The sequence below is a fragment of the Streptomyces sp. ERV7 genome, assembly GCF_001653515.1.
Lineage (GTDB): Bacteria > Actinomycetota > Actinomycetes > Streptomycetales > Streptomycetaceae > Streptomyces.
Map to the genome: position 1 here is coordinate 1298057 of NZ_LYOY01000040.1, position 25158 is coordinate 1323214.

At 71.8% G+C, this 25158-nt stretch carries 21 protein-coding genes and 1 pseudogene; 14 read left to right on the top strand and 8 right to left on the bottom strand.

The features are described 5' to 3' along the window. Positions 1 to 135 precede the first annotated feature (135 nt). Complete coding sequence (locus tag A8W25_RS20515) at positions 136 to 1110, top strand: ATP-binding cassette domain-containing protein (RefSeq protein WP_067163475.1); 975 nt, start codon at positions 136 to 138, stop codon at positions 1108 to 1110. Continuing rightward, positions 1107 to 1958, top strand: a complete 852-nt coding sequence (locus A8W25_RS20520) for an ABC transporter permease (protein WP_067163477.1) — start codon at positions 1107 to 1109, stop codon at positions 1956 to 1958. Before A8W25_RS20515 ends, A8W25_RS20520 begins: the two co-directional genes overlap by 4 nt. A 67-nt stretch (positions 1959 to 2025) precedes the next feature. Here the strand turns inward: A8W25_RS20520 and greA are convergent, their stop codons facing one another. Continuing rightward, positions 2026 to 2523, bottom strand: a complete 498-nt coding sequence (greA, locus tag A8W25_RS20525; protein ID WP_067163479.1) for a transcription elongation factor GreA — start codon at positions 2521 to 2523, stop codon at positions 2026 to 2028. A 214-nt stretch (positions 2524 to 2737) separates the two neighbouring features. Then, positions 2738 to 3139 carry a DUF4307 domain-containing protein gene (locus A8W25_RS20530; protein WP_067163480.1) on the bottom strand — a complete coding sequence of 134 codons (402 nt, stop codon included), beginning with the start codon at positions 3137 to 3139 and terminating at the stop codon, positions 2738 to 2740. 126 nt (positions 3140 to 3265) lie between these two features. On the opposite strand from A8W25_RS20530, the gene mca reads away from it, so the two are divergent. Then, the gene (mca, locus tag A8W25_RS20535; RefSeq protein WP_079126201.1) at positions 3266 to 4147 is read left to right on the top strand and encodes a mycothiol conjugate amidase Mca; all 882 of its coding nucleotides are present in this window, start codon (positions 3266 to 3268) and stop codon (positions 4145 to 4147) included. Continuing rightward, positions 4140 to 4388, top strand: coding sequence for a hypothetical protein (locus tag A8W25_RS35045; protein ID WP_079126296.1), 249 nt, complete (start codon positions 4140 to 4142; stop codon positions 4386 to 4388). Before mca ends, A8W25_RS35045 begins: the two co-directional genes overlap by 8 nt. 18 nt (positions 4389 to 4406) lie before the next feature. Here A8W25_RS35045 and A8W25_RS20540 read toward each other — a convergent pair. Further along, positions 4407 to 7619, bottom strand: a pseudogene (locus A8W25_RS20540) (tetratricopeptide repeat protein); the annotation flags it as partial. 135 nt (positions 7620 to 7754) lie between these two features. Between A8W25_RS20540 and A8W25_RS20545 the strand changes: the two are divergent. Further along, positions 7755 to 9758: a thioredoxin domain-containing protein gene (locus A8W25_RS20545; RefSeq protein ID WP_067163484.1), complete on the top strand. Its 2004-nt coding sequence runs from the start codon at positions 7755 to 7757 to the stop codon at positions 9756 to 9758. A 65-nt stretch (positions 9759 to 9823) separates the two neighbouring features. Here the strand turns inward: A8W25_RS20545 and A8W25_RS20550 are convergent, their stop codons facing one another. Beyond that, positions 9824 to 10213: a hypothetical protein gene (locus A8W25_RS20550; RefSeq protein WP_158942631.1), complete on the bottom strand. Its 390-nt coding sequence runs from the start codon at positions 10211 to 10213 to the stop codon at positions 9824 to 9826. Positions 10214 to 10535: 322 nt separating this feature from the next. Between A8W25_RS20550 and A8W25_RS20555 the strand changes: the two genes are divergently transcribed. Both A8W25_RS20555 and A8W25_RS20560 read left to right on the top strand, forming a co-directional pair. Next, positions 10536 to 12905: a glycoside hydrolase domain-containing protein gene (locus tag A8W25_RS20555; protein ID WP_067163487.1), complete on the top strand. Its 2370-nt coding sequence runs from the start codon at positions 10536 to 10538 to the stop codon at positions 12903 to 12905. Positions 12906 to 12936: 31 nt separating this feature from the next. After that, positions 12937 to 13767 carry a hypothetical protein gene (locus tag A8W25_RS20560; protein ID WP_324616252.1) on the top strand — a complete coding sequence of 277 codons (831 nt, stop codon included), beginning with the start codon at positions 12937 to 12939 and terminating at the stop codon, positions 13765 to 13767. On the opposite strand, the gene A8W25_RS20565 is transcribed toward A8W25_RS20560, so the two are convergent. The 3 genes from A8W25_RS20565 to trhA are packed head-to-tail and all read right to left on the bottom strand — an operon-like array spanning position 13745 to position 16695. After that, positions 13745 to 14383, bottom strand: a complete 639-nt coding sequence (locus A8W25_RS20565; protein ID WP_067164282.1) for a TetR/AcrR family transcriptional regulator — start codon at positions 14381 to 14383, stop codon at positions 13745 to 13747. The two genes, A8W25_RS20560 and A8W25_RS20565, sit on opposite strands and share 23 nt — an antisense overlap. A 10-nt stretch (positions 14384 to 14393) precedes the next feature. Further along, positions 14394 to 15956 carry an MFS transporter gene (locus tag A8W25_RS20570; RefSeq protein ID WP_067163489.1) on the bottom strand — a complete coding sequence of 521 codons (1563 nt, stop codon included), beginning with the start codon at positions 15954 to 15956 and terminating at the stop codon, positions 14394 to 14396. A 58-nt stretch (positions 15957 to 16014) separates the two neighbouring features. Beyond that, a complete protein-coding gene (gene trhA, locus A8W25_RS20575; protein ID WP_067163491.1) occupies positions 16015 to 16695 on the bottom strand; it encodes a PAQR family membrane homeostasis protein TrhA in 681 nt (226 codons plus the stop codon). 272 nt (positions 16696 to 16967) lie between these two features. Between trhA and A8W25_RS20580 the strand changes: the two genes are divergently transcribed. From A8W25_RS20580 to A8W25_RS20610, 7 genes are all read left to right on the top strand, one after another. Continuing rightward, complete coding sequence (locus tag A8W25_RS20580; protein WP_067163492.1) at positions 16968 to 18803, top strand: phosphoenolpyruvate carboxykinase (GTP); 1836 nt, start codon at positions 16968 to 16970, stop codon at positions 18801 to 18803. Between the two features lie 268 nt (positions 18804 to 19071). Next, a complete protein-coding gene (locus A8W25_RS20585) occupies positions 19072 to 20055 on the top strand; it encodes a serine/threonine-protein kinase (protein ID WP_234386507.1) in 984 nt (327 codons plus the stop codon). Then, the gene (locus A8W25_RS20590; RefSeq protein ID WP_067163495.1) at positions 20042 to 20500 is read left to right on the top strand and encodes a hypothetical protein; all 459 of its coding nucleotides are present in this window, start codon (positions 20042 to 20044) and stop codon (positions 20498 to 20500) included. The genes A8W25_RS20585 and A8W25_RS20590 overlap by 14 nt, the downstream gene beginning before the upstream one ends. Positions 20501 to 20618: 118 nt before the next feature. Further along, the gene (locus tag A8W25_RS35050; protein ID WP_079126203.1) at positions 20619 to 21629 is read left to right on the top strand and encodes a hypothetical protein; all 1011 of its coding nucleotides are present in this window, start codon (positions 20619 to 20621) and stop codon (positions 21627 to 21629) included. 37 nt (positions 21630 to 21666) lie between these two features. After that, positions 21667 to 22431, top strand: a complete 765-nt coding sequence (locus A8W25_RS20600) for a vWA domain-containing protein (RefSeq protein WP_067163497.1) — start codon at positions 21667 to 21669, stop codon at positions 22429 to 22431. 36 nt (positions 22432 to 22467) lie between these two features. After that, positions 22468 to 23229 carry a PP2C family serine/threonine-protein phosphatase gene (locus A8W25_RS20605; RefSeq protein WP_324616254.1) on the top strand — a complete coding sequence of 254 codons (762 nt, stop codon included), beginning with the start codon at positions 22468 to 22470 and terminating at the stop codon, positions 23227 to 23229. Then, positions 23226 to 24380: a hypothetical protein gene (locus tag A8W25_RS20610; protein WP_067163500.1), complete on the top strand. Its 1155-nt coding sequence runs from the start codon at positions 23226 to 23228 to the stop codon at positions 24378 to 24380. The genes A8W25_RS20605 and A8W25_RS20610 overlap by 4 nt, the downstream gene beginning before the upstream one ends. 328 nt (positions 24381 to 24708) lie before the next feature. Here A8W25_RS20610 and A8W25_RS20615 read toward each other — a convergent pair whose 3' ends face one another. Then, the gene (locus A8W25_RS20615) at positions 24709 to 25086 is read right to left on the bottom strand and encodes a hypothetical protein (protein ID WP_067163502.1); all 378 of its coding nucleotides are present in this window, start codon (positions 25084 to 25086) and stop codon (positions 24709 to 24711) included. Positions 25087 to 25158: the final 72 nt, after the last annotated feature.

Sequence of the window (25158 nt, forward strand, 5' to 3'; positions counted from 1 at the left end):
GACGTCGCACCCCTTGAGTAAACGCGATACATCGCGTTAGTGTGTGTCCTGCGCCACAGCTCCACCGGGCATCACCTGCCCGGCAAACCTAGGATTTGTGTACGAAAACGACACCCGACTCTGGGGGTACCCAACATGCCAGGCGCCATCTATGCCGAAGGCCTGGTGAAGACGTTCGGCGACGTAAAGGCTCTGGACGGCGTGGACCTCGATGTCCCCGAGGGCACGGTCCTGGGCCTGCTCGGCCCCAACGGCGCCGGCAAGACCACCACCGTGCGCGTCCTGACCACCCTGCTCCAGCCCGACAGCGGCCGGGCCACGGTCGCGGGCATCGACGTGCTCAAGCATCCCAACGAGGTGCGCCGCGCGATCGGTCTGTCCGGTCAGTTCGCGGCGGTCGACGAGTATCTGACAGGCCGTGAGAACCTCCAAATGGTCGGCCAGCTCTACCAGATGAAGGCCAAGGAGGCGAAGGCCAGGGCGGGCGAGCTGCTCGACAAGTTCAACCTCGCCGACGCGGCCGACCGCCCCGCCAAGACGTACTCCGGCGGTATGCGCCGCCGCCTCGACCTGGCCGCCGCCCTGGTCGTGTCGCCGCCCGTGATGTTCATGGACGAGCCGACGACCGGCCTCGACCCGCGCAACCGCCAGCAGCTGTGGGAGGTCATCCAGGAGCTCGTCGCGGGCGGCACGACCCTGCTGCTCACCACGCAGTATCTGGAGGAGGCCGACCACCTCGCGCACGACATCTGCGTGGTCGACCACGGCCGGGTGATCGAGCGCGGCACGGCCGACCAGCTCAAGGCCCGCACCGGCGGCGAGCGCGTCGAGGTCGTGGTGCACCAGCACGAGGAGATCGAGCCCGCGCGCGCGGTGCTCGCCGGGTTCGGCAAGGGCGAGGTCGCCGTCGCCGAGCACACCCGCAAGCTCACGGTGCCGGTCACCGGCGGCGCCAAGCTGCTCGCCGAGGTCATCCGCGAGCTCGACAACCGCGGAGTGGAGATCGACGACATCGGGCTGCGCCGCCCGACCCTCGACGACGTCTTCATCTCCCTCACCGGCCATGTGGCCGAGCAGAAGAACGAGGAAGAGAAGGAGGACGCCAAGTGACCGCCGTCGTCGAAACCCCGAAGATCGCAGCGCCGCAGCCGCGCGGCGGCGTCGTCCAGTCGGTCAACGACTCCCTGGTCGTGGCCAAGCGCAATCTGATCCGGATGATGCGCATCCCCGAGATGATCATCTTCGGCCTGATCCAGCCGATCATGTTCGTGGTGCTGTTCAGCTATGTCTTCGGCGGCTCGGTCAGCATCGGCGGCTCACTGGACCCCAAGGGGTACCGCGAGTTCCTGATGGCGGGCATCTTCGCCCAGACCGTCACCTTCGCCACGGCCGGCGCCGGCGCGGGCATCGCGGACGACATGCACAAGGGGCTCATCGACCGCTTCCGGTCGCTGCCCATGGCCCGCGGCGCGGTCCTCACCGGCCGCACGCTGGCCGACCTGGTGCAGACCGCGCTGACCGTGGTGGTGCTCGCCGTCGTCGGCCTGCTGGTCGGCTGGCGCGTCCACCACGGCATCCCCAAGGCGCTCGGCGCGTTCGCGCTGCTGCTCCTGCTGGGGTACGCGTTCTCCTGGATCGGCGCCCTGATCGGCCTCACGGTCCGTACGCCGGAGGCGGCCACCTCGGGCGGGCTGATCTGGCTCTTCCCGGTGACGTTCGTGTCCAACGCGTTCGTGGCCACCTCGGGGATGACGCCGTGGCTGCGGCACGTCGCCGAGTGGAACCCGTTCAGCGCCACCGTCCAGGCCTGCCGGGACCTCTTCGGCAACCCGGGCGTGGTGCCGTCCGACGCCTGGCCGATGCAGCACCCGGTGATCGCCTCGCTGCTCTGGTCGCTGCTGATCATCGTGCTGTTCCGGACCCTGGCGGTGCGCAAGTACCGCTCGGCGACGGCCTGAGACGGCGAAGCCCCCGACGGCCCTGGAAGGGCGGCCGTCGGGGGCTTCCGCTGCGTACGGAGCGGGCTCAGCCCGTGTACGGCGTGGCCGCGATGATCTTCACCGAGGACTTCCTGCCGTTCGGCAGTTCGTACTCGGCGTCCTCGCCGACCTTCTTGCCGTTCACGCCGGAGCCGAGCGGGGACTGCGGCGAGTACGTCTCGATCTGCGTCGACGCGTACTCGCGCGAGGCGAGCAGGAACTCCAGGGTGTCGTCCTCGTCGCCGTCGAAGGCGATCGTGACGAGCATGCCGGGGGCCACCACGCCGTCCGCGGCGGGTGCCTCGCCGACCTTGGCGTGCTCGAGGAGCTGGGTCAGCTGGCGCACCCGGAGCTCCATCTTGCCCTGCTCCTCCTTGGCCGCGTGGTACCCGCCGTTCTCCCGGAGGTCACCCTCCTCACGGGCCGCCGCGATCTTTACGGCGATCTCCGTGCGCGCGGGACCAGACAGATACTCCAGCTCGGCCTTGAGCTGGTTGTACGCCTCCTGGGTCAGCCAGGTGACGTTGTCGCTGGTCTGGGTCACAGGTGCTCCTCGTCGGTACTGGGAATACAAGCGCATCGCCCTACCCAGAAGGATGTGCCTTCTCGGGCGGGCGAAACCACGAGCCTAACAATTCAGGGCGGGAAGGGGGAGGACGAAAACCGTAGCGAAATCGTCGGCGCAGGTCAGCGCGGACGAGTCGAGGAAGTCGACCGGCGGGGCTGAGGCGCCCCGCACGGGCCGGGGCGGGCCCGGGTCAGACCGACTTGCAGCCGACGAGGTCGACGGCGGTCGCCCGCGAGGTGGTCTGCACGGTGACCACCTCGTCGATACGGCTCTTCCCCTGCTCGAAGCGCACGTCCTTGCGGCCCACCTCGTCGCCGCCGGTCTCCAGCGCGCGCAGGGTGCAGACACCGGTCTCGCCGCTGTCCTTGCGCACTTCCAGGTGGACCTCGACGGCCTTGGCGGAGACGACCTTGAACTTGATCACCTCGGCCGACACGGACTGGCCGCTCACGTAGTCGTAGCCGATCCAGCCGACCACACCGAGCAGCGCGACGCCCAGGACCGAGCCGATGATCTTGAGCTTGCGGTCGGCCCGCTGGTCCGCGGTGCGCCCGTAGCGCCCCTCGGGAAGCGGTTGGCTTGCCGCGGCCATGGTCGTCCTCCTGCTGCTGGGGGTGCCGGAATTTTCCGCCCCCCGATTCGGTCACTATAGAAGCCGCCCATCGCGCCGGATCACAGAGGGCGACACCCAGGGCGCCGAATCACTGAGGATCTTGTCTTGACTGAGCAGCTGCGACTGATGGCCGTGCACGCCCACCCCGACGACGAGTCGAGCAAGGGCGCGGCCACCATGGCGAAGTACGTGTCCGAGGGGGTGGACGTGCTGGTGGTGACCTGCACGGGAGGCGAGCGCGGCTCCATCCTCAACCCGAAGCTCCAGGGCGACAAGTACATCGAGGAGCACATCCACGAGGTGCGCAAGAAGGAGATGGACGAGGCCCGCGAGATCCTCGGGGTCAAGCAGGAGTGGCTGGGCTTCGTCGACTCCGGTCTGCCGGAGGGCGACCCGCTGCCGCCGCTGCCGGAGGGCTGCTTCGCCCTGGAGGACGTGGACAAGGCCGCGGGCGAGCTGGTCCGCAAGATCCGCGCCTTCCGTCCGCAGGTGATCACCACGTACGACGAGAACGGTGGCTACCCGCACCCCGACCACATCATGACCCACAAGATCTCCATGGTGGCGTTCGACGGCGCGGGCGACACGGAGAAGTTCCCGGAGTCCGAGTACGGCCCGGCCTACCAGCCGCGGAAGCTCTACTACAACCAGGGCTTCAACAAGCCGCGCACGCTGGCGCTGCACCACGCGATGCTGGACCGCGGCATGGAGTCGCCGTACGGCGAGTGGCTGGAGCGCTGGAAGGAGTTCGAGCGGGTCGAGCGCACGCTGACCACGCACGTTCCCTGCGCGGACTTCTTCCAGATCCGTGACAAGGCGCTGATCGCGCACGCCACGCAGATCGACCCCGACGGCGGCTGGTTCCGGGTCCCGATGGAGATCCAGCGGGAGGTCTGGCCGACGGAGGAGTACGAGCTGGCGAAGTCGCTCGTGGACACTTCCCTCCCCGAGGACGACCTCTTCGCGGGCGTACGCGAGAATGCCTGATATGAGCGCAAGCCTGGCACTGACGCACTTGGTCCCGCTGGCCAAGGACATCGACAACGACAAGGTGACGCCCGGCGTCCTCGGCTTCATCGTCTTCGCGGCGCTGGCCGCGGGCGTGTGGCTGCTGATGAAGTCGATGAACCGGCACATGGGCAAGGTCGACTTCGAGGAGACCCCGGAGCCGGGCGAGGCCCCGGCGGCCCCGTCCGCCGCCGGCAAGGGCAGCCCGAAGAAGGCGTAGGGCCCGCCCGGCCCGCCCCGCCCCCACCGGCACCCCCATGACCTCTCGGGAGTGCCGGGTCGGGACCATGCCCAGGTGCCAGGCCTGCCAGCCGGCCTCCAGCTCGACGCCGCGCTCCAGCATCAGCGCGTACGCCTCCGCGCAGTCCTCCAGCTTGCTGTCGCGGGTGGCGTGGTGGGCGCGGGCCAGCTGGGACAGCTCCTCCTGGGCCACCGCGACCCCGATCTCGGAGCCGCCCGCCGAGGCGTACGGCAGCAGGGTGCAGCGCAGGAAGCGGGCCCAGTCGCCGCCCCTGCGGTCCCCGTACGAGTCGAACAGCTCGACCGCCTCGTCGCACAGCCGCAGCGCCTGGGGCGCGCGGTTGTTGCCCGCGTCGATCAGGGCCAGCTCCAGACAGGTCCAGGCCTCGCCGTGGGCGACCCCGATGCGGTGGAAGTCGGCGCGGGCGTCGACCAGGAGCTGGCGGGCGAAGCCGGAGTTGCGCAGGTTGCCGGTCTGCGCGGCGCGCTGGTCCCGGGTCACCCGGCCGGAGTGGTGGCGGGCGCAGGCGAGGCCGTACACATCGCGCATCCGCGAGAACATCGTGCGGGCCCGCTCCAGCTCGCGGACCGCCTGGTCGCGGTCGCCGCGCTCCTCCAGGGCCTGGCCCAGGTAGTAGAGCGTCCACGCCTCGCCGCGCGCGTCCTCCTGCTCCCGGTGGCGGGACAGGGCCTGGCGCAGCCCGTCGACGGCCGGGGACGGGTCGCCGTCCACCAGACGGGCCCGGGCCAGCTGGGTCAGCGCCCAGGCCTCACCGCGGCCGTCGCGGGTGCGGCCGTAGAGGTCGAGCGCGGTGCGCAGCGCCTCCTCGGCGCGCACCACGTCGCCCATCCGCAGACACACCTGGCCGAGCTGGAAGTGGGTCCAGGCCTCGCCGTGCAGCGACTCGCCCTCGCGGTGCAGGGACAGTGCCGTGTCCAGCAGGGTCAGCGCGTCGGCCAGGTTCGCCCGGTCGCGCTCGACCGCCGCCAGCGCGTGCAGCGACCAGGCCCGGTCCTCGTCCTGCTCGGGGGCGGCCTGGAGGTCGATGGCCTCGCGCAGCTTCGCCGCCGCCTCGGTGAGGTTGCCCTGGTGGTGCAGGGTGATGCCGAGCGAGGCGAGCGCGAGCGCCGCGCCGGCGTCGTTCTGCGCCTCCCGGTAGAGGCCGACCACCGAGGTCAGCGTGGTCCGGGCGGTGTCGAGCTCGCCCAGCTGACGGGCCGCGATGCCGGTGCGCCACCGTACGGAACGCTCAAGGAGCCCCTGGTCGACGGCCTGGGAGAGCTCGCTGATCTCGCCCAGGCGGTAGAGGTCGCCGCGCAGCAGGCAGTAGTCGCAGAGCGCGCCGAGCAGATTGAGCACCGCTTGCTGGTCGATGCCCTCGGTGTCGCGCAGCGCGGCCGTGATGAAGCTCGACTCGTCGTCGAGCCAGCGCAGGGCCGCGTCCAGCGAGGTGAAGCCGTGGCTGCCGAACTGGCCCGCGCGGGTGGAGAGTTTGCCGTCGACCATACGGATCACCGCGTCGGCGAGCTCCGCGTAGTTCTGGATCAGCCGCTCCTGGGCGGCCGTGCGCTCGGCGGCCTCCTCCTCGTCGAGGAGCCGGGCCCGCGCGAACGCCCGTACGGTGTCGTGCAGCCGGTAGCGGTCGGCGCGGACCTGGTCGATCAGGCCCGCCCGCGCCAGGTCCGCGAGCAGCCGGCCCGCCTCCGCCTCACCGGTGGCGAGCAGCGCCGCCGCGGCCGCCGCGCCGAGCGAGGCCCGCCCGGCGAGCGCCAGGCGCCGCAGCAGTCTGCGGGACTGGTCGGGCTGGTCGGTGTAGCGCAGCCACAGGGCCCGCTCGACGGGTTCCACCGGGCCGTACGCCCCGAGGTCCGCCGCCAGCGCCCGGGCGTCGCGGGGGCCGAGCGAGGAGCCCGCGACCCGCAGCGCGAGCGGCAGTCCGCCGCACAACTCCCGTACCAGTAGGGCCGCCTGGCCGTCGTAGGGCTCCTTGGACTCCTCCTGCGCCGCCTCGCGCAGCAGCTCCTCCGCGCCCGCCTCGTCCAGCGGCTCCACGGCCAGCTGGTGCACCCACGCCGGGAAGTCGTCGGGCAGCTCCAGCGGCCGGGCGGCCGTCACCAGGACCAGGCTGTCGGACCGCCCGGGCACCAGGGTGCGCACCTGCTCGGCGTCGACGGCGTCGTCCAGGACCACCGTGACCGGAAGGCCCGTCAGATGCTGGTGGTAGAGCTCGGCGAGCCGGCGCACCTGCTGGTCGGCCGAGGACCGCTCGCGGAAGAGCAGCTGCTCGCGGGGCGCGCCGAGCCGGTTCAGCAGGTGCAGCAGCGCGTCGCGGGTGGGCAGCGGCGCCTGTGGGCCCTGGCCGCCGCCGCGCAGGTCCACCAGGCACGCGCCCCGGAACTGGTCCCGCAGCTCGTGCGCCGCCCGCACCGCGAGCGTGGTGCGGCCCACGCCCGCCGGGCCGTGCAGCACCACGACGGTCGGGCGGGTCTCGGTCGCGGCACGCGCCGAGTGCACCCACTGGGCGATCCGGGTGATCTCGCCGCGCCGGCCCGCGAACGGCCCCTGCGGCTCCGGCAGATGGCCGAAGGACTGCTCAAGGACCGAGCGGCGCCGGGCCGCCGCGCTCTTGTCCGTGCCGCGCAGCTGGGTGGGCACGGACGCGCCGGTCTTCTTGCCGGTGCGGGCGGCCGGGGCCGTCATGCGCTGCTGGTCCAGGAACGGGCGGATGCCCCGCACGTCCAGGGCGGTCAGCCACTCCAGCCGCAGCTGCTCGGCGCCGCCCGGGCGGCCGAGCTCGCCCGCGCGCCGGTGGGCGGCCGGCCAGTGCGCGGCGGTCACCCGAAGGACGGTGGCCGCGGACCCGGCGACGGCCACGGCCGCACCGGCGCCGAGCGCGGGCCCCGCGCCGGTCCCCAGCGCCGTGTCCGCGACGACGGCGGTGACGGCCGCGACGGCGGTCACCAGGAACGCCGTGCCCGTCTTCTCGCGCGCGAACCGGGCGCCGAGCGTCGGCTGCCCGGCCTCCGCCTCGTCCAGTGCGCGGGTGTACGCCGCGTACTCCTCCTCGGCGCTCGCCGCCAGCGCGTCGAGTGCCGCCCGGCCGCGTGTCAGCAGCGCGTTGGCGTCGGCCCGGCCTCCGGAGCGCCGCACCTCCTCCTCGACCGCGCGCGCCAACAGCCGCTCGGCCTCCGCCCGATGGCCGTCCCGCATATGCGTCCCCCTCCGAGAGCGTCCGGTACGCCTTGAGTCCTGGTCGAGTGTGCCGTCCGTGTCAAGTGTCCTGCGCGGCGCGCGTCGGCGCGAGGGAGTCGGCGGATCATCTCGCCCGTGGGGGAGGATGACCCCATGCCGAACCGCCTGGCCCATGAGACGTCCCCGTATCTGCTCCAGCACGCCGACAACCCCGTCGACTGGTGGCCCTGGTCGCCCGAGGCGTTCGCCGAGGCGCGCGAGCGCGGGGTCCCGGTGCTGCTCAGCGTCGGTTACAGCAGCTGCCACTGGTGCCATGTCATGGCCCACGAGTCGTTCGAGGACGGGACGACGGCCGCGTACCTCAACGAGCACTTCGTCAACGTCAAGGTCGACCGCGAGGAGCGGCCGGACGTCGACGCCGTCTACATGGAGGCGGTACAGGCGGCCACCGGGCAGGGTGGCTGGCCCATGACCGTCTTTCTGACGCCGGACGCCGAGCCGTTCTACTTCGGCACCTACTTCCCGCCCGAGCCCCGCCACGGCATGCCGTCGTTCCCGCAGGTCCTGGAGGGGGTGCGGGCCGCGTGGACGGACCGGCGCGAGGAGGTGGGCGAGGTCGCCGCGAAGGTCGTGCGGGACCTGTCCGAGCGTGAGCTGGTGTACGGCGGGGGCGCCGGGGTGCCCGGCGAGGAGGAGCTGGCGGCCGCGCTGCTCGGGCTGACGCGCGACTACGACGAGCGGCACGGCGGCTTCGGCGGCGCGCCCAAGTTCCCGCCGTCGATGACGCTGGAGTTCCTGCTGCGCCACCACGCCCGTACGGGCGCCGAGGGCGCGCTCCAGATGGCCGCGGACGCCTGTGAGCGGATGGCGCGCGGCGGCATCTACGACCAGCTGGGCGGCGGCTTCGCCCGCTACTCGGTGGACCGCGAGTGGGTGGTGCCCCACTTCGAGAAGATGCTCTACGACAACGCGCTGCTGTGCCGGGTGTACGCGCACCTGTGGCGGGCCACCGGCTCGGAGCTGGCGCGCCGGGTGGCCCTGGAGACCGCCGACTTCATGGTGCGCGAGCTGCGCACCGCCGAGGGCGGCTACGCCTCGGCCCTGGACGCCGACAGCGACGACGGCAGCGGCCGCCACGTCGAGGGCGCGTTCTACGTGTGGACGCCCGCGCAGCTGGCCGAGGCGCTGGGCGAGAAGGACGGGCAGGCGGCGGCCCGGCACTTCGGGGTGACCGAGGAGGGCACCTTCGAGGAGGGCGCCTCGGTCCTCCAACTCCCGGCGGACGGCGGCCCGGTGGCGGCGGACGTACGGGAGCGGCTCTTCGCGGCGCGCGAGCGGCGGCGCCGCCCCGGCCGGGACGACAAGGTCGTCGCCGCCTGGAACGGCCTGGCGATCGCCGCGCTCGCGGAGACGGGCGCGTACTTCGACCGGCCCGACCTCGTCGAGCGGGCCACCGAGGCGGCGGATCTGCTGGTCCGCGTCCACATGGACGGCCGCGCGCGCCTGTCCCGTACGTCCAAGGACGGCCAAGTGGGCGCCAACGAAGGGGTGCTGGAGGACTACGCCGATGTGGCGGAGGGCTTCCTGGCGCTCGCGGGCGTGACGGGGGAGGGGGCCTGGCTGGAGTTCGCCGGGTTCCTGCTCGACATCGTCCTGGACCAGTTCACCGGCGAGGGCGGGGTGCTCTACGACACCGCGCACGACGCCGAGAAGCTGATCAGGCGCCCGCAGGACCCCACGGACAGTGCCACGCCGTCGGGCTGGACGGCGGCGGCCGGCGCGCTGCTCTCGTACGCGGCGCACACCGGCTCCTCCGCCCACCGGACCGCCGCCGAGGGCGCGTTGGGCGTGGTGAAGGCGCTGGGGCCGCGCGCCCCCCGGTTCATCGGCTGGGGTCTGGCGACGGCCGAGGCGCTGCTCGACGGCCCCCGCGAGGTGGCCGTGGTGGGCCCGCCCGGGGGCGAGCTGCACCGGGCCGCGCTGCTCGGCCGTGCGCCGGGCGCGGTGGTGGCGGTGGGCGACCCGGGCGGCGCCGAGTTCCCGCTGCTGGTGGACCGCCCGCTGGTCGACGGGGGCCCGGCGGCGTATGTGTGCCGCCACTTCACCTGCGAGGCGCCGGTGACGAGCGCCGACGACCTGGCGAGTGCGCTGTCCTGAGGCGTGTGCCGGGCGTGAACGCGGGTTCCCCGCGCCCGTGATGGGGCGCGGGGAACCCGGGCGGCTCAGTTGTCGTTCTTGAAGATGCCGATGTAGTACCAGTCGCCCCGGTCCGGCGACTGCCACGCCGGGACCCACTCGTCCTGCGAGCCGAGCCAGCTGCCGCCGCTCTGACCGCAGGTCTTGTCGGTCCACTTGCTGAAGTGCATGTAGTCGCGCCACCACCAGCCGCCGAAGCGGGTCTCGTAGCCCGGCGTGGCCAGGCACGCGTGGGCGGGCCTGCCCTTCTGGTCAAGGCCGTCGATCTTGATGGACTCGACCCGGCGCGTGTCGTCGTGGATGACGATCTGCTGCCCGTCGGTGCCCGCGAACGCGGTCCCGCCGGTGGCGGCGACGCCCGCGACGGCCAGCGTCCCGGTGACGGCGGCCATGGCGAACTTCCTGCCCGTACCCATGAGTTGCTCCCCCTTGGCGGTGCGTCCGACGACGCACCAAATGATCATGTGCCGGGAGATCGTACGACACGTCGGAGAGTGGCCGTACACGTCGCCGTACGCAACGAAAAGCGGTTGATCATTCGGTTATGATCACCGCACCGACGGCCGTCGACGGGGGAAACCGACGCCGAGGTGATGCGGGGAAACCAGCTTCCGGAGAAGGCCGTTCCGTGCTGCCCACCAGGGCGGCCGACCGGACGGCCGTTGCCGGAATGCCTCATTCCGCCATCAGGATTCACGCACCCCCGAGTCCCGAGCCCCGCTCACCAGAGAGAGAAACATGGCGGACGAGAAGGTCCTTGCTGCCCAGAAGTGGGTCAACGCCACCTATGCGATGGTCCCCGGCTATGTGAAGTGCCCCGAGGACGGGCGCACCGGCTGGTCGACGATGTTCGCGTTGACGATGGCGCTCCAGGCCGAGCTCACCATGGCCCCGCTGGTCGCGAGCTTCGGCCCGGGCACGCTCTCCGAGCTCGCCAAGCGCGGCGACATCGGCCCGAACGAGCCGAACGTCAACATCAAGAAGATCGTCGAGCACGCCCTGTTCTGCAAGGGCTACTGGGGCGGCGACGGCACCGGCGCGTACGGCGCCGCCACCGACAAGTCGGTCCGCAACCTCAAGAACGACGCCGGTGTCGACGCCTCCCACGGCCTGGTGTCGCCCAAGGTCTTCAAGGCGCTGCTGAGCATGGACGCCTACGTCTCCATCACCGGCGGGACCGACACGGTCCGCGAGGTGCAGCGCTGGCTCAACAGCCGCTACATCAGCCACTCGTCGTTCTTCATCGGCCCCGCCGACGGCGTGTACTCCCGCGATGTGCAGAAGTCGCTGATGAAGGCGATCCAGTACGAGCTGGGCATAGCCGACGACCAGGCGACCGGCGCGTTCGGGCCCGGCACCCAGGCGGGTCTGAAGAACCACCCGGTGAAGCAGGGCGACTCGGGCATCTGGGCCCAGCTCTTCTCGGCGGCGTGCGTCTTCAACTCCCCGGTGGTCACGCCCGACACCAACATCATGACCACGTTCCGCAGCACCTTCGACGCCAAGCTCGACGAGTGGGTGAAGGCGTTCCAGAAGTTCTCGGAGCTGGACGCGAACGGTGTCGGCGACTACCGCACCTGGGCCCAGCTGCTGGTCTCCACCGGCGACCCGAACCGTGCCACCAAGGCGTGCGACACCCGGTTCCGGATCACCCGGCCGCGCGCGGACGCGCTGTTCAAGGCGGGTTACACCCACGTCGGCCGCTATCTGTTCGACCCGCCGGGCAGCACCCTGGACAAGAACATCAAGGACGGCGAGCTGGCGGACATCTTCGCCGCCGGTCTGAGCGTGTTCCCGATCTACCAGGACAACGCCCGCCGCCTCCAGGACTTCACCTTCGAGCAGGGCTTCAACCACGCGCAGAACGCCCACTCGTGCGCCGAGGCCTACGGCTTCAACCGGGGCACGGTCATCTACTTCGCGGTCGACTACGACGCCACCACGGACGAGATCGCCTCCAACGTCGTCCCGTACTTCCAGGGTGTCCAGGCCGGACTCGCCAACAAGGGCAAGCGCTACTACCACGGCGTCTACGGCTCGCGGAACGTCTGCACCCAGGTCAGCAAGCGCACGGACGCCCGGTACTCCTTCGTCTCCGGGATGTCCTGGGGCTTCTCCGGGAACCTCGGCTTCCCGCTCCCGCCGAACTGGGCGTTCAACCAGATCCGGGAGTTCAAGTTCATCTACAGCGGCGACTCGTTCGACCTCGACAACGACGCGCGCCGGGTGGGCGGCGACGAAGGCCAGAAGAGTGTGCACGAGGCCGTGGACCCCGCCTCCGCGTTCATCAGGAACATGGAGAAGGTGTTCCCGCTGGCGATGCGGTACACGAACACCAGGGACGGCGACCCGAACCGGCTCACCATGCAGTACGGCCGCAGCGAGAAGTACAACGACAAGAACTGGGCCATGCTGATCGGGTACGCGAATCCCGACTTCGTGAAGTTCGCGAACAGCGACGGCGCTTCCGTCCTGCCGGTGTTCACCGACCTGGTGACCGGGTACCCGATCGGTGCCGAGCACCTGCTGGCCGCCGCCAACGGCCACTACGACAAGCCGCAGAGCGACAGCGACATCCGGCGGGTCGGCGCGGGCGACATCGCGGGCTGGGCGGGTGACCTCATCACCCTCTACGGCGAGTGGCGGCGCGACATCAAGGCGTACCCGTCCGGACACGCCTACTGCGACGCGAAGTTCGGCCGGATGGGCGTGACCTCGACGTTCGGCTTCAACGACCTCATCGAGGACGCCGACGGCTATCTGATCGCGCGGCGGGTGGAGCGCGGCGGGCAGTTCATGAACGTGGTCCGCGAGCACTACGGCATGGGCGAGCGCGACGCCGGCGCCCTGACCCGCTTCCGGGACTTCTACGAGCAGCGCTTCGGCGGCAACGTCGACCACGTGGTCACCATGGCCCGCTCGGTCCTGCTCTCGCAGGCCGACCCGGTCCTCACCATCGGCCGCCGGACGCTCATCCAGGGCCAGGCGGGGGACAACGCCACGATGCCCGGGGACCTGCCGGACGACGTCCTCAACGACTTCTGCCGGGGCTTCGCGGACGGGCTCCACGACCGCGTCCTGCAGGAAGCCAACGCCAAGGGCCTGTAGGGCCGGTACGAGAGTGATGAGGAACCGAACCATGAGTGATGTCATGACGCAGGCGACGCGCATCGGCCGCCGCCGCTTCCTGGTGGCCGGCGCCGGTGTCGCCGGTGGTGCGGCGCTGGTCGCGGGCGGGATGTCCGGCACGGCCGCCGCCGCTCCGGCCCCGGCCGTCCCCGCCGCCCCGGCGGCCGAGGAGTGGCGGGACCGCACCTCCGCCAACGGCTGGCGCGTCGTCGCCTCGGCGCCCTCGCACCGGGTCGAGGGCGCGGGCGGTGTCCACTTCACGGCACTGGACGGCGATGTGGCGACCGTGCTCACCCACGTGGTGCGCCGCTACCACTACGAGATCCACACGCTCGGCGCGGGCGAGATCACCGGCCACACCACCGGGCGCGCGGTGGCGGCGCCGTACGAGAGCAACTACCTCTCGGGGACGGCGATCGCGATCCGTCCGCTGCTGTACCCGGCGCGGGCGCGGAACGGCTTCTTCCCGCACGAGCTGGTGGTCGTCCGCGACATCCTGGCGGATCTGGAGGGCGTGGTGAAGTGGGGCGGCGACGCGTCGACCCCGAAGGAGTCGCACTTCCAGATCGACGTGCGTCCCGGTGACTCGGGGCTGCGGCGGGTGGCGGCGAAGCTGCGCGGCTGGGACGGGGCTGGGGGCGGGCGCGGTGGATGCGCTCGCGCCGGGTCGCCTGAAGGCCGCCAAGGCCCTGGCGGCGCGCCAGCGCTGACCGTCGCGGGGTCCGGGGCTTTGCCCCGGACCCCTCTTTCTTTCGGCTGCGGACCGTGGTGGGTTGCTCGCGCGGTTCCCCGCGCCCCTGTAGGGCGCCCGGTGCCGCTCAGCTGTGCAGGCCGCTCCTGACCGTCGTGAAAGAGCGTTCCACCAGCTCCACCAAGTCGTCCTCGTGGTCGCGTTCCGCCCAGTACACCGTCGTCTCGTAGAGCGCGCCCAGGACCGACATCGAGAACACCCGGACCTCCAGGTCGTCCTCCGCGCGGCCGGTGCGTTCCGCCAGCACCCCGCACAGCAGGCGGCTGGTGAGGGCCATCGACTGCATCATGCGGGCGCGCAGCGCCGGTACCTGGACCAGCAGCGTCGTGCGCTCGATCAGCTCGTCGCGCTCGTGCTCCAGGGCCAGCCGGGTCGCCTTGACGACGATGTGCCGCAGGGAGTCGAGCGGCTGCTCGTCCGTCGGGCGGGCCCGCAGTTCGGCCACCATGATCGGGTCGTACTCGTCGGTGAGGACGATGTCCTCCTTGGTGGGGAAGTAGCGGAACACCGTCGAGGGGGACACCTCCGCCGCCTCCGCGATCTGCTCGACCGTCGTCGCGTCGTACCCCTGCTCGGCGATCAGCCGGTAGGTCGCGCGCCGGATCGCCACGCGCGTCTTGAGCTTCTTGCGTTCGCGCAGCCCGAGCTGCGGCTGCATGTCCTCGGCGAGGGAGTCGAGGGACCGGGTGCGTCGGGTGGCGGGCATGTCGACATTCTCAGGCATCCATGGCGTCCACGGCGTCAGCGGTGCGCGCGGGCGCATCCGCCGCGTCCCGCGCGGCCGCCTCCGGCGTCTCGCGCCCCGGCAGCAGTGCCGCCGCGAGCAGCGCGGTGATCAGCGCCGCCACCCCGCACACCAGCAGCACCGTCGTCATGCCGTGGACGTACGCGGAGTCGGCGGAGGCGGCGAGCCGGGAGTCGCCGAGGCGCTCCGCGACCAGATGCGCGGCCACCACGGAGTCCCCGGCCCGGTCGGCGGCCGGTCCCGGCAGCCCGGCCGTGTCGAGCCGGTCCGTGAACACCCCCGCGAGCAGCGAGCCCAGGAGCGCGATCCCGATCGCGCTGCCCACCTGGCGTACGGTCATCAGCAGCCCGGATCCGCTGCCCGCGCGGTCGGGCGGCAGGGTGGCGAGTGCCGTCGTCATCGCGGGGACCATCGCGAAGCCGAAGCCGAGCCCGGTGAGGGTGAGCCACAGCGCGGTGAAGCCGTAGCCGCTCTCCATCGTCGTACGGCTGCCGAGGAAGGCCGAGAAGGCGAGCACCACCAGGCCCGCGCTGATCGTGCCGCGCGCCCCGAACCGCCGGACCACCGACTCCCCGGCCTTGGCCGCGATCATCAGCCCGCCCATCAGGGGCAGCATCCGCAGACCGGTGCCGAAGGCGTCGTTGCCGAGCACCGCCTGGAGGTACTGCGGCAGGACGAACATCAGCCCGGAGAGGATGAACATCACCAGCGTCGCGGCCAGCGTGTTGAGCAGGAACGGCCGGTGGGCGAGCAGCTTCATGTCGAGCATCGGACGCGGTACGCGCCGCTCCCGTACGACCAGGGCGGCGATCAGCACCGCGCCGCCGGCCAGCGCGGCGACGACCAGCGGGTCGCCCCAGCCCCGGGTCGGCGCCTCGATGATCCCGTAGATGAGGGAGCCGAGCCCTGCGGCGGTGAGCGCGGTGGAGAGGGCGTCGACGCGCGGCGACGCCGGGTCGCGCGTCTCGGGGAGCAGGAAGGCGCAGGCGGCGATGCCGATCGCGACCATGGGGACGTTGATCAGGAAGACCGAGCCCCACCAGAAGTGGTTGAGCAGGAAGCCGCCGATGATCGGGCCGAGCGGCAGGCCGAGCGCGGAGGAGGCGGTGACGATCGAGACGGCCCTGGTGCGCTCCTCGACGGGGAACAGCGAGGGCAGTACGGCCAGGGCGAGCGGCATGACGAACGCGGCGCCCACGCCCATGATCGCGCGGGCCGCGATGACCGCCCCGACACTCGTGGTCAGCGCGCCGACGAGGGAGCCCGCCAGGAAGATCCCGAGGCCGGTGATCAGCATCCGGCGGCGGCCGAAGCGGTCGCCGAGGAGGCCCGCCGGGAGCATCAGGGCGGCGAAGACCACGACATAGGCGTCGGCCATCCACTGCTGCTGGCCGGTGGTGGCGCCGAGCTGCTGGGCCATGGTCGGCAGCGCGACATTGAGGATCGTCATGTCGAAGCCGAGCACCAGCATGCTCGCGACCATCGCCCCCAGCGCCCACCAGCGCCGTGGATCGGGACCGGACACCTGGGTCATGGCACACCTCCGTAAGAGTTACCGTCAAGTGACAGTAACTCTCAAAAGATGGTGACGGTCAAGAGTGCTGGTAGGCGACCAGGGAGATTCCGACGTAGTGGACGACGAACGCCGCCAGCGTCAGGGAGTGGAACACCTCGTGGAAGCCGAACCAGCGCGGCGAGGGGTTGGGGCGCTTGATGCCGTAGATCACGCCGCCCGCGCTGTAGAGCAGTCCGCCGACGACGACCAGGACCAGCACCGCGATGCCGCCGGTGCGCATGAAGTCGGGGAGGAAGAAGACCGCGGCCCAGCCCATCGCTATGTAGCAGGGGGTGTAGAGCCAGCGCGGGGCGCCGACCCAGAAGACGCGGAAGGCTATCCCGGCGAGCGCCGCCGCCCACACCGCCCAGAGCAGTACGCGCCCGGTCGCGTCCGGGAGCAGCAGCAGGGTGAGCGGGGTGTAGGTGCCCGCGATGATCAGGAAGATGTTGGCGTGGTCGAGCCGGCGCAGGATCGCCTCGCCGCGCGGCCCCCAGTCGCCCCGGTGGTAGAGGGCGCTGACGCCGAAGAGCAGACAGGCGGTCAGGACGTAGATCCCGCAGGCGACACGGCCCCGGGTCGAGTGGGCGAGTGCGGTGAGCACCAGGCCGGAGATGACCACCGCCGGGAACATCCCCGCATGCAACCAGCCGCGCAGTTTGGGCTTCAGGGGCCTTGCCGGCGCGAGGGCCGTCACCTGATCAGTCATGTCCCGCATGCTACCTACGGCTCCGTAAGTTACGGATAGGGGCGGCCCGTAACCGTATGCCCCGACCTCGTGCACCGGAGGTGAACACCCGATGTCGAGTGGCGATGCTCACGTGAGAGTGCCTCTGGACATATGGGCGAGTGGCACGGATGATCAGATGAGTGCGGTCGGCACCGGATGAGCGCCAGGTACAACCGAAGCGTCCGGGTCGCAGCCCCCACGGGGCAACGAACGAAGAGACCCTCACAAGGGAATCACCGAACCCTCTACAAGGAGCGATCGTGGCGCGCGACATCGCGGCTCCCACTTCTGTCCCGACGAACCACCAGGAACTGATCTCCTGGGTAGACGAGATCGCAGCCATCACGCAGCCGGACCGGGTGGTCTGGTGCGACGGTTCCGAGGCCGAGTACGAGCGCCTCTGCGAGGAGCTCGTCGCCAAGGGGACGTTCAAGAAGCTCGACCCGATCAAGCGCCCGAACTCGTACTACGCCGCGTCCGACCCGACCGATGTCGCACGGGTCGAGGACCGCACCTTCATCTGCTCCGAGAAGGAGGAGGACGCGGGGCCGACCAACCACTGGAAGGCTCCGGCGGAGATGAAGGCCATCTTCGCGGGCGAGAAGGGCGTCTTCCGGGGCTCGATGCGCGGCCGCACCATGTACGTCGTGCCCTTCTGCATGGGCCCGCTCGGCTCGGACCTCTCCGCCATCGGCGTCGAGATCACCGACTCCGCGTACGTCGCCGTCTCCATGCGCACCATGACCCGCATGGGGCAGCCGGTCCTGGACGAGCTCGGCACCGACGGCTTCTTCGTCAAGGCCGTCCACACGCTCGGCGCCCCGCTGGAGGCGGGCGAGGCCGACGTGCCGTGGCCCTGCAACTCCACCAAGTACATCTCGCACTTCCCGGAGTCCCGCGAGATCTGGTCCTACGGCTCGGGCTACGGCGGCAACGCGCTGCTCGGCAAGAAGTGCTACGCGCTGCGCATCGCCTCCGTCATGGCGCGCGACGAGGGCTGGCTCGCCGAGCACATGCTCATCCTCAAGCTGACCCCGCCGCAGGGCGAGTCCCAGTACGTCGCCGCGGCCTTCCCGTCCGCATGCGGCAAGACCAACCTCGCCATGCTGGAGCCCACGATCTCCGGCTGGACCGTCGAGACCATCGGCGACGACATCGCGTGGATGCGGTTCGGCGAGGACGGCCGGCTGTACGCGATCAACCCCGAGGCCGGCTTCTTCGGCGTCGCGCCCGGCACCGGTGAGCACACCAACGCCAACGCGATGAAGACGCTGTGGGGCAACTCCGTCTTCACCAACGTCGCGCTCACCGAGGACGGCGACGTGTGGTGGGAAGGCATGACCGAGGAGGCGCCCGCGCACCTCACGGACTGGAAGGGCAACGCCTGGACGCCCGGGTCCGCGACCCCGGCCGCCCACCCGAACGCCCGCTTCACCGTCCCGGCCGGCCAGTGCCCGACGATCGCCCCCGAGTGGGAGGACCCCAAGGGCGTCCCGATCTCCGCGATCCTCTTCGGTGGCCGCCGCGCCTCCGCCGTGCCGCTGGTGACCGAGTCCTTCGACTGGAACCACGGCGTCTTCCTCGGCGCGAACGTCGCCTCCGAGAAGACCGCCGCCGCCGAGGGCAAGGTCGGCGAGCTGCGCCGCGACCCGTTCGCGATGCTGCCGTTCTGCGGCTACAACATGGGCGACTACATGGCCCACTGGGTCAAGGTCGGCGCACAGGCCGTGGCAAAGGGGGACGCCGCCAAGCTGCCCAAGATCTACTACGTGAACTGGTTCCGCAAGAACGACGCGGGCAAGTTCGTGTGGCCCGGCTTCGGCGAGAACAGCCGCGTCCTGAAGTGGATCGTGGAGCGCCTGGAGGGCAAGGCCGAGGGCGTCGAGACCCCCATCGGCATCCTGCCGACCAAGGAGTCCCTGGACACCGACGGCCTCGACCTGGCCGAGGCGGACCTGGAGTTCCTGCTCAAGGTCGACACCGAGGTCTGGCGCGAGGAGGCGGCGCTGATCCCCGAGCACCTCAACACCTTCGGCGACCACACGCCCAAGGAGCTGTGGGACGAGTACCGCGCGCTGGTCGCCCGCCTGGGCTGACCGGCCCGCCCAAGACTCGTGGCGGGCTGCCCCGAACACCGCCCTGACCAGTGGGGTCACGACGGTCCGCCACGACACGATCGGCCCCTGGAGCCCCCTCACGGCTCCGGGGGCCGGACGTTTTTCCGGCCCCTTTCGCGGGACGGTTCCCAAAACCGTTCCCCGGGATTGATTTTCGCCATGGTGGCTGCCGGACACGGGTGTTCGCGGGACACTCTGACCGGAGCGCGTTGGGCCGAGTGAGGGGGCGCGGAGGTTGCGCACACCGGTGAGTGATCCGATGAGGGTGGGCCCGTACCGCATAGAGGGGCGGCTGGGATCCGGCGGGATGGGCTGGGTGTATCTGGGGCGCTCGCCCGCGGGCCGGGCCGTCGCGGTCAAGGTCGTACGTCCCGAACTCGCCGCCGACGAGGAGTTCCGGCGGCGCTTCGCCCGTGAGGTGGCCGCCGCGCGGCTGGTCGGCGGGGCCTTCACGGCGGCGGTCGTCGATGCCGACCCGGAGGCCGAACTGCCCTGGCTGGCCACGGCGTACGTCCCCGGGCCCGCCCTGTCGGAGGCGGTCGGCTCGGACGGGCCGCTCACCGGCGGCCAGGCGCGCCGGCTCGGAGCCGGTCTGGTGGAGGCGCTGCAGGCCATCCACGGTGCCGGAGTGGTCCACCGCGACCTCAAGCCGTCGAACGTCCTGCTCGCCGCCGACGGGCCGCGCGTCATCGACTTCGGCATCTCGATGGTGGCCGGGGCGACCGGGCTCACCCGGGCCGGGACGCTGATGGGGACGCCGCCCTACATGTCGCCCGAGCAGATGACCGGCGCCCGGGTCGGTCCCGCCAGCGACGTCTTCTCGCTCGGCGGGGTCCTCGTCTACGCCGTCACGGGGTACGCGCCCTTCCGGCACGGCGCGGGCGTCGCCTACCGGGTGGTGCACGCGGAGCCCGAACTCGACGACGTACCCGCCGAGTTGCGGCCGCTGGCCGAGCAGTGCCTGGCCAAGCGGCCCGAGGACCGGCCGGGCCTGGACGCGCTGCTGAGCGGGCTGCTCGGCCCGGACGCGGGCAGCGCGCGGGCGCTCACCTGGCCGCCGCCCACCGTGGCCAAGCGGATCCGGGTCCGCACCGGCGAACTGGACGTCCGCCGGGCGTCCGGCAGCCGGGCCTCTCTGCCGTCCTGTCTGCTGCTCCACGCGCAGACGCTGCTCGACGCGGGGCTTAGCGACGCCATGGTGATCGAGGCGGTGGGCCGTGCGGCACTCTGAGGGAACGCCGACGGGCCAGGGGGGCGACCTGGGCGTCCAGTGGCGGCCGCTGGTCCACGGGTGGGCGTCCGGGCGCCGTCTGCACTGCGAGGAGGACACCGTCTCCGTCTCGCTGCGCTTCGACCTCGCGGACGCGGGACGAGCCGTCACCGTCCGGTTCATGACCACCACCAAGCTGCTGGTGGCGTTCATGACCGACGGCCGGTTCCTGCGCGGCGACCAGCTGGCGACGGCCGCCGCCGCGGCCAACGCGTGGAACACCGAGCAACTGGTCCCGATGCTGTCGGTGTGGGACGTACGCGGGCCCCGGCCCTGTATCGCCGGGGTCTGCACACTGCCGCTCAACTGCCGGATGAACCAGCCCGAATTCGATGCGCTGGCCGCCGATTGGGTGGAACAGGCGAGGCAGATGTTTCTCCGGTGCCACCAGGTATTCCAGTTGTAGAAGGGGTTTCCGGGAATGGCCCGGAAATCATCCGGGAATGACCAAAACCCTTACGGGCGGCGTCCGGTGGCGTCATATTTGCGATGTGCTTTTCCGGGGGACGGGGAGGTTTTCGCACATGGGGCTGCTGTGTGGGCCGCGCGCTGCGCGCAGGCTGTGGGCGCTGGCCGGGCTGCTGGCCCTGACCCTGCTCGCCGCGGTCGTTCCGACCGCCGCCGCCGACGAGTCCTGCTCGGGGAAGCTGGCCGAGCGACTGGGCTGCTGGGCCGAGCTCGTCGGCCCCGTGACCAAGAACGCGGCCGTCCTCGTGACCCTGCGCGAGCCGCTGGACCTCGACGGGAAGCCCGCCGACTGGAATCTCGCCCAGCGCAAGCCCGTCCTCGACCGCGGCCCGCTGGTCGTCATGGTCCCGGCCGGGCACCCCACCGGCGAGGGCGGCACCCTGCTGCTCGTCCTCGCGGGCGACCGGCTGGTCGACCCGGACGCGCAGATCACCCGGCTCGACCGCGAGACCCTGGACGCGCTGGCGCAAGCGGGCGCCTGCCCGGGTGATGTGTGCAAGACCTTCGCCGCCACGGACAAGAAGGACAAGCCCCTGCGCGGCGAAGACCTCGTGAGAGCGAACCTGGCCGTCGAGCTCGGCCACAACTTCGACAGCGTCGGCGGCTCCGGTGGCGGCTCCGGCTCCCCGCTGCTCGTCCCGGCGCTCGGCGTGGCCGCCCTGCTGCTGCTCCTGGTGACCGCACTGGTCTTCGCCGTACGCCGCTCGCGGGGCCCGCGCCTCGCGTTCGCCGTACCCGCCGCCGGGGGCCCGGTGACCGTGCCCACCGCCCGTACGGGCCCGGCCGGTGCGGCGGGCAGACACCGCGCGCCCGGCCGCGAGGTCGCCGGGCCGGCCGCGCCGGGCCGTATCGCCGTCGTCCGCACCGCACTGCACCCGCAGGGGTACGTCGAGCTCGACCAGAGCCTGCACCGGGCGGTCTGGGCCGAACCCGGCACGCCCGCGCCCGCCCCCGGCGCCCGGGTGGAGGTGACCGAGGGCCGGGGCAGGGACGCCGGGATCCTGTACGCCCACGCGTACGCGGAAGACGGACGGAACGTCACCAGCAGGGCGCCGCACGGAAGTTGACGTACGGCGGAGGAAACCGAGAACGGGGAGAGATCAGATGCGCAGGCAGCAGCCAACGAGGACGCTTCCGGCGGAGTACGCCGACATCGAGTTCGAGAACAACGCCCAACGGCTGCCGCTGGTGCTGTGCCTCGACACCTCCAGCTCGATGGCGGGCCCGCCCATCGACGCGCTGAACCAGGCGCTGAGCGAGTGGACGCGTGAGCTCCACGACGACGTCAGCCTCAGCTACAGCGTCGAGGTCGCCGTCATCACCTTCGGCGGCCGGGGCGTCACCGCCTGGCGCGGCAGCCAGCCGCTGGAGGCGGGCTCCCCGGTCGGCCCGTTCGTCGCTGCCCACATGTTCGAGGCGCCGCGGCTCGCCGCCTCCGGGGTGACCCTGATGACCGAGGCCCTGGAGCTGGCCATGCACGTGGTCGCCGCCCGCAAGACCGAGCTGCGCTCCCAGGGCTTCCAGTACTACCGGCCGCAGATCTGCCTGGTCACCGACGGGCTCCCGACCGACGGCACCGGCCACATCAGCCGCACCTGGCAGCGGCTCGTCCCGGTGCTCGCCGAGGAGCAGGCGGCCCGCCGCTTCCGGCTGTACGCGATCGGGGTCGGCGGCCTCACCGACCTCGCCGAACAGGTGCTCCAGGCGTACGCGCCGAAGTTCAACGCCCGGCTCCAGGGCTTCCCGTTCCGTCAGCTGCTCCAGATGATGTCGGCGAGCGCCAACGCCGAGACCAAGGGCGCGGGCGACGAGGTCTTCGAGAAGATCTTCAGCCAGTTCAAGACGCAGCGCCCGGCCTGGGAAGCCTGAGCGGGCATGGGGACGCGGGCGCACGGGAGTTGGCGGGTGCACGGACTGAGTGTGGAGGGCTACCGGCACCGCCGGGACGGCGTCCTCTGCCAGGACGCCTGGCGGTGCTCGACGGACGGGCCCGTCACGGTCCTCGCGGTCGCCGACGGCGCGGGCAGCAGGCCGCGCTCCGGCGAGGGCTCCTCGCTCGCGGTCCGCCTGGCGGTGGAGCACTTCGGCCGGCTGCCCGCCTCGGGGGTTGACGGCCCCGCCGCCCGCCGGCTGCTGCGCCAGGGCTTCCAGCGGGTGGTGGACGACTTCCTCGACCGTACGGGCGAGGCGGCCGCCGACCACGCGACCACGCTCACCGTGATGGTGCTCGCGCCCGGCTGGCTGGGCCACTGCAGCGTCGGGGACGGCTTCGTGGTGCTGCGGGCCGGGACCGAGGACGGCGAGCGGCAGTTCCATCTGCTGCCGCAGCCCGCCGCGGTGAGCGAGTACAGCAACGAGACGGTGTTCCTCAGCACGCCGGACGCCGCGCGCTGGGTGCGGACCGACTGCGTACGGGACGAGGGCGTCGACGGTGTCCTGCTCTCCACCGACGGCCTGGCCCAGGCCGCGCTCTCCTGGTCGGGGGGCGCCCCGCAGGCGCCCAACGAGTCCTTCGCCGCCGCCGTGCTGCGCTCGCTCGACACCGAGGCGGGCGCGTCCGGGGACGAGGACGAACGGCTGGCCGCGCTGCTCCGGTCCGACCGGCTGACCGCGCTCAACGGCGACGACAAGACGCTGCTGCGGGCGGTGCGGACGGGGGTCGCATGAGCGTGAGCGATGGTGGTCCCGGCGGGCAGACCGTGCTGCTCGGCGGGGTGCCGGTGGTCCTGGCGGCGGCGCCGCTGAAGGGCGGCGGCCAGGCGGCCGTCTACCCGGTGGTGGGCGACGACCGGGTCGTCGTCAAGCTCTACCGGGATCCGCCCGGCCCGGAGCAGGAGCGGCGGCTGACCCGGATGCTCACCATGTCCCCGCTCGGCGGGCGGCCCACCGACCGCTCCCAGCGGCCCGAGCTCGCCTGGCCGACCGCGCCCGCGCGGGCGCCGGGCGGCGCGTTCCTGGGATACGCGATGCAGCGGTTCGGGGAGCCCGAACACATCCAGCTGGTCGGCCTGTTCACCCGTTCCCAGCGCATCCGGCTCTTCCACGGGCGGGCCGACTGGCGGTTCATGCTCGGCGTCGCCTGGAACCTGGCGTTCATGACGGCCCGGATGCACCACGAGGGCCTGGTCATCGGGGACTTCTCCAGCAGCAACGTGGTGGTCGACGCGAACGGCTTCATCACGTTCCTGGACTGCGACTCCATCGCCTTCACCGACGCGGTCACCGGGGAGCTGTTCCCCTGTCTGATGCACACCACCGACTACTCCGCGCCGGAGCGGCACACGGGTGGCCCGGCGACGCGCGCCAGCGACGACTTCGCGCTGGCGGTCCTCGTCTACCAGCTCCTGACGGCCGGGAACCACCCCTTCGGGGGCGTCCCGCACGACAGCGCGCCGGAGTCGACGGTCCAGGACAACATCGCGGCGAGCATCTCGTACGTGGTGCGGCCCGAGCAGGTCGTGGTGCCGCGCGGGACCGTGGACCCGTCGGTGCTGCCGCCGGAGCTCCTGGGGCTCTCGCGGGCGACGTTCGGTCCCGGGGTGCTCGATCCCGGGGCCCGGCCGTCGGCGGAGGACTGGTTGCGGGCGCTGGACCGTGAACGGGTGCGGGTGCGGGTGTGTCCCGACCGGCCGCGCCATACGTACGGGTCGCACTTGCCGGGGTGCCCCTGGTGCGCCCGGGCCGCCGTGACCGGCCACGACGTCTTCAACCCCGGCCCGCTCCCGGCCCCGGCCCCCACCACCTCGGGCCTGAGCCCCGCGCTGCTGATCGGGCTCGCGGTCCTGATCCTGCTGATCGTGGTGCTGGCATCACTGTGAGCCCCTGCCGCCTGCGCCCCTTCTTGGCCCGGTCTTTGTCCGCGGGCCGGTGGGTGGTTGCTCGCGCAGTTCCCCGCGCCCCTTCTTGGCCCGGACTTCACCTTGCGGCCGGTGGGGGCTGGCCGCGCAGTTCCCCGCGCCCCTGAAGGACTGTGGCTGAGCTGGGTGCGGGGGCCTGCGGCGTGCTACCTCAGGGGCGCGGGGAAGTGCGCGACCAGCCCCCACCGGCCCGCAGGTGAAGTCCGGGCCCAAGAACCCCACCTGGCCCCGCGTAAGCGGAACGTGGCACCCGGTCCGCGGACCTCCGCGGCGCGCGGACCGGGGCCGATCAGAGGGCGGCGGTCAGCGCCGCCGAGTGGGCGTCCATACGTTCCGCCGCCAGGATCGCCGCGGCCGTGTCCGCCCGCGAGGCGGCGACCACCAGGGCGCGGCCCGCGAGCGCGTGCGCGCGGTCGTGCAGCGAGGCCGCGGGCACGCCGCGCAGACCCGCGTGCCGAACCGGCGGCATCCCCCCGCGCAACCGCGCGACCTGTCGCGCTATCGCGTCGCCGGCCTCGGCGAGCCCGAGCTCGTCGGTGACCGCGAGCAGCGCCGCGAGGTGCCCGGCGAGCTGGATGTCCAGCTCCTCCTCGCGGGAGCGGTGCGGGATGCGGGCGTCGGCGGCCATCGTGCTGTGCACCGACTTCGTCCGGATCGGCTCGTACATGAGATGGCCTCCTCTGTCGCAGGAGCCCATCCTATCTTAGATTCTGTCTAAAGTTGAGTGGGAACCAGGGGC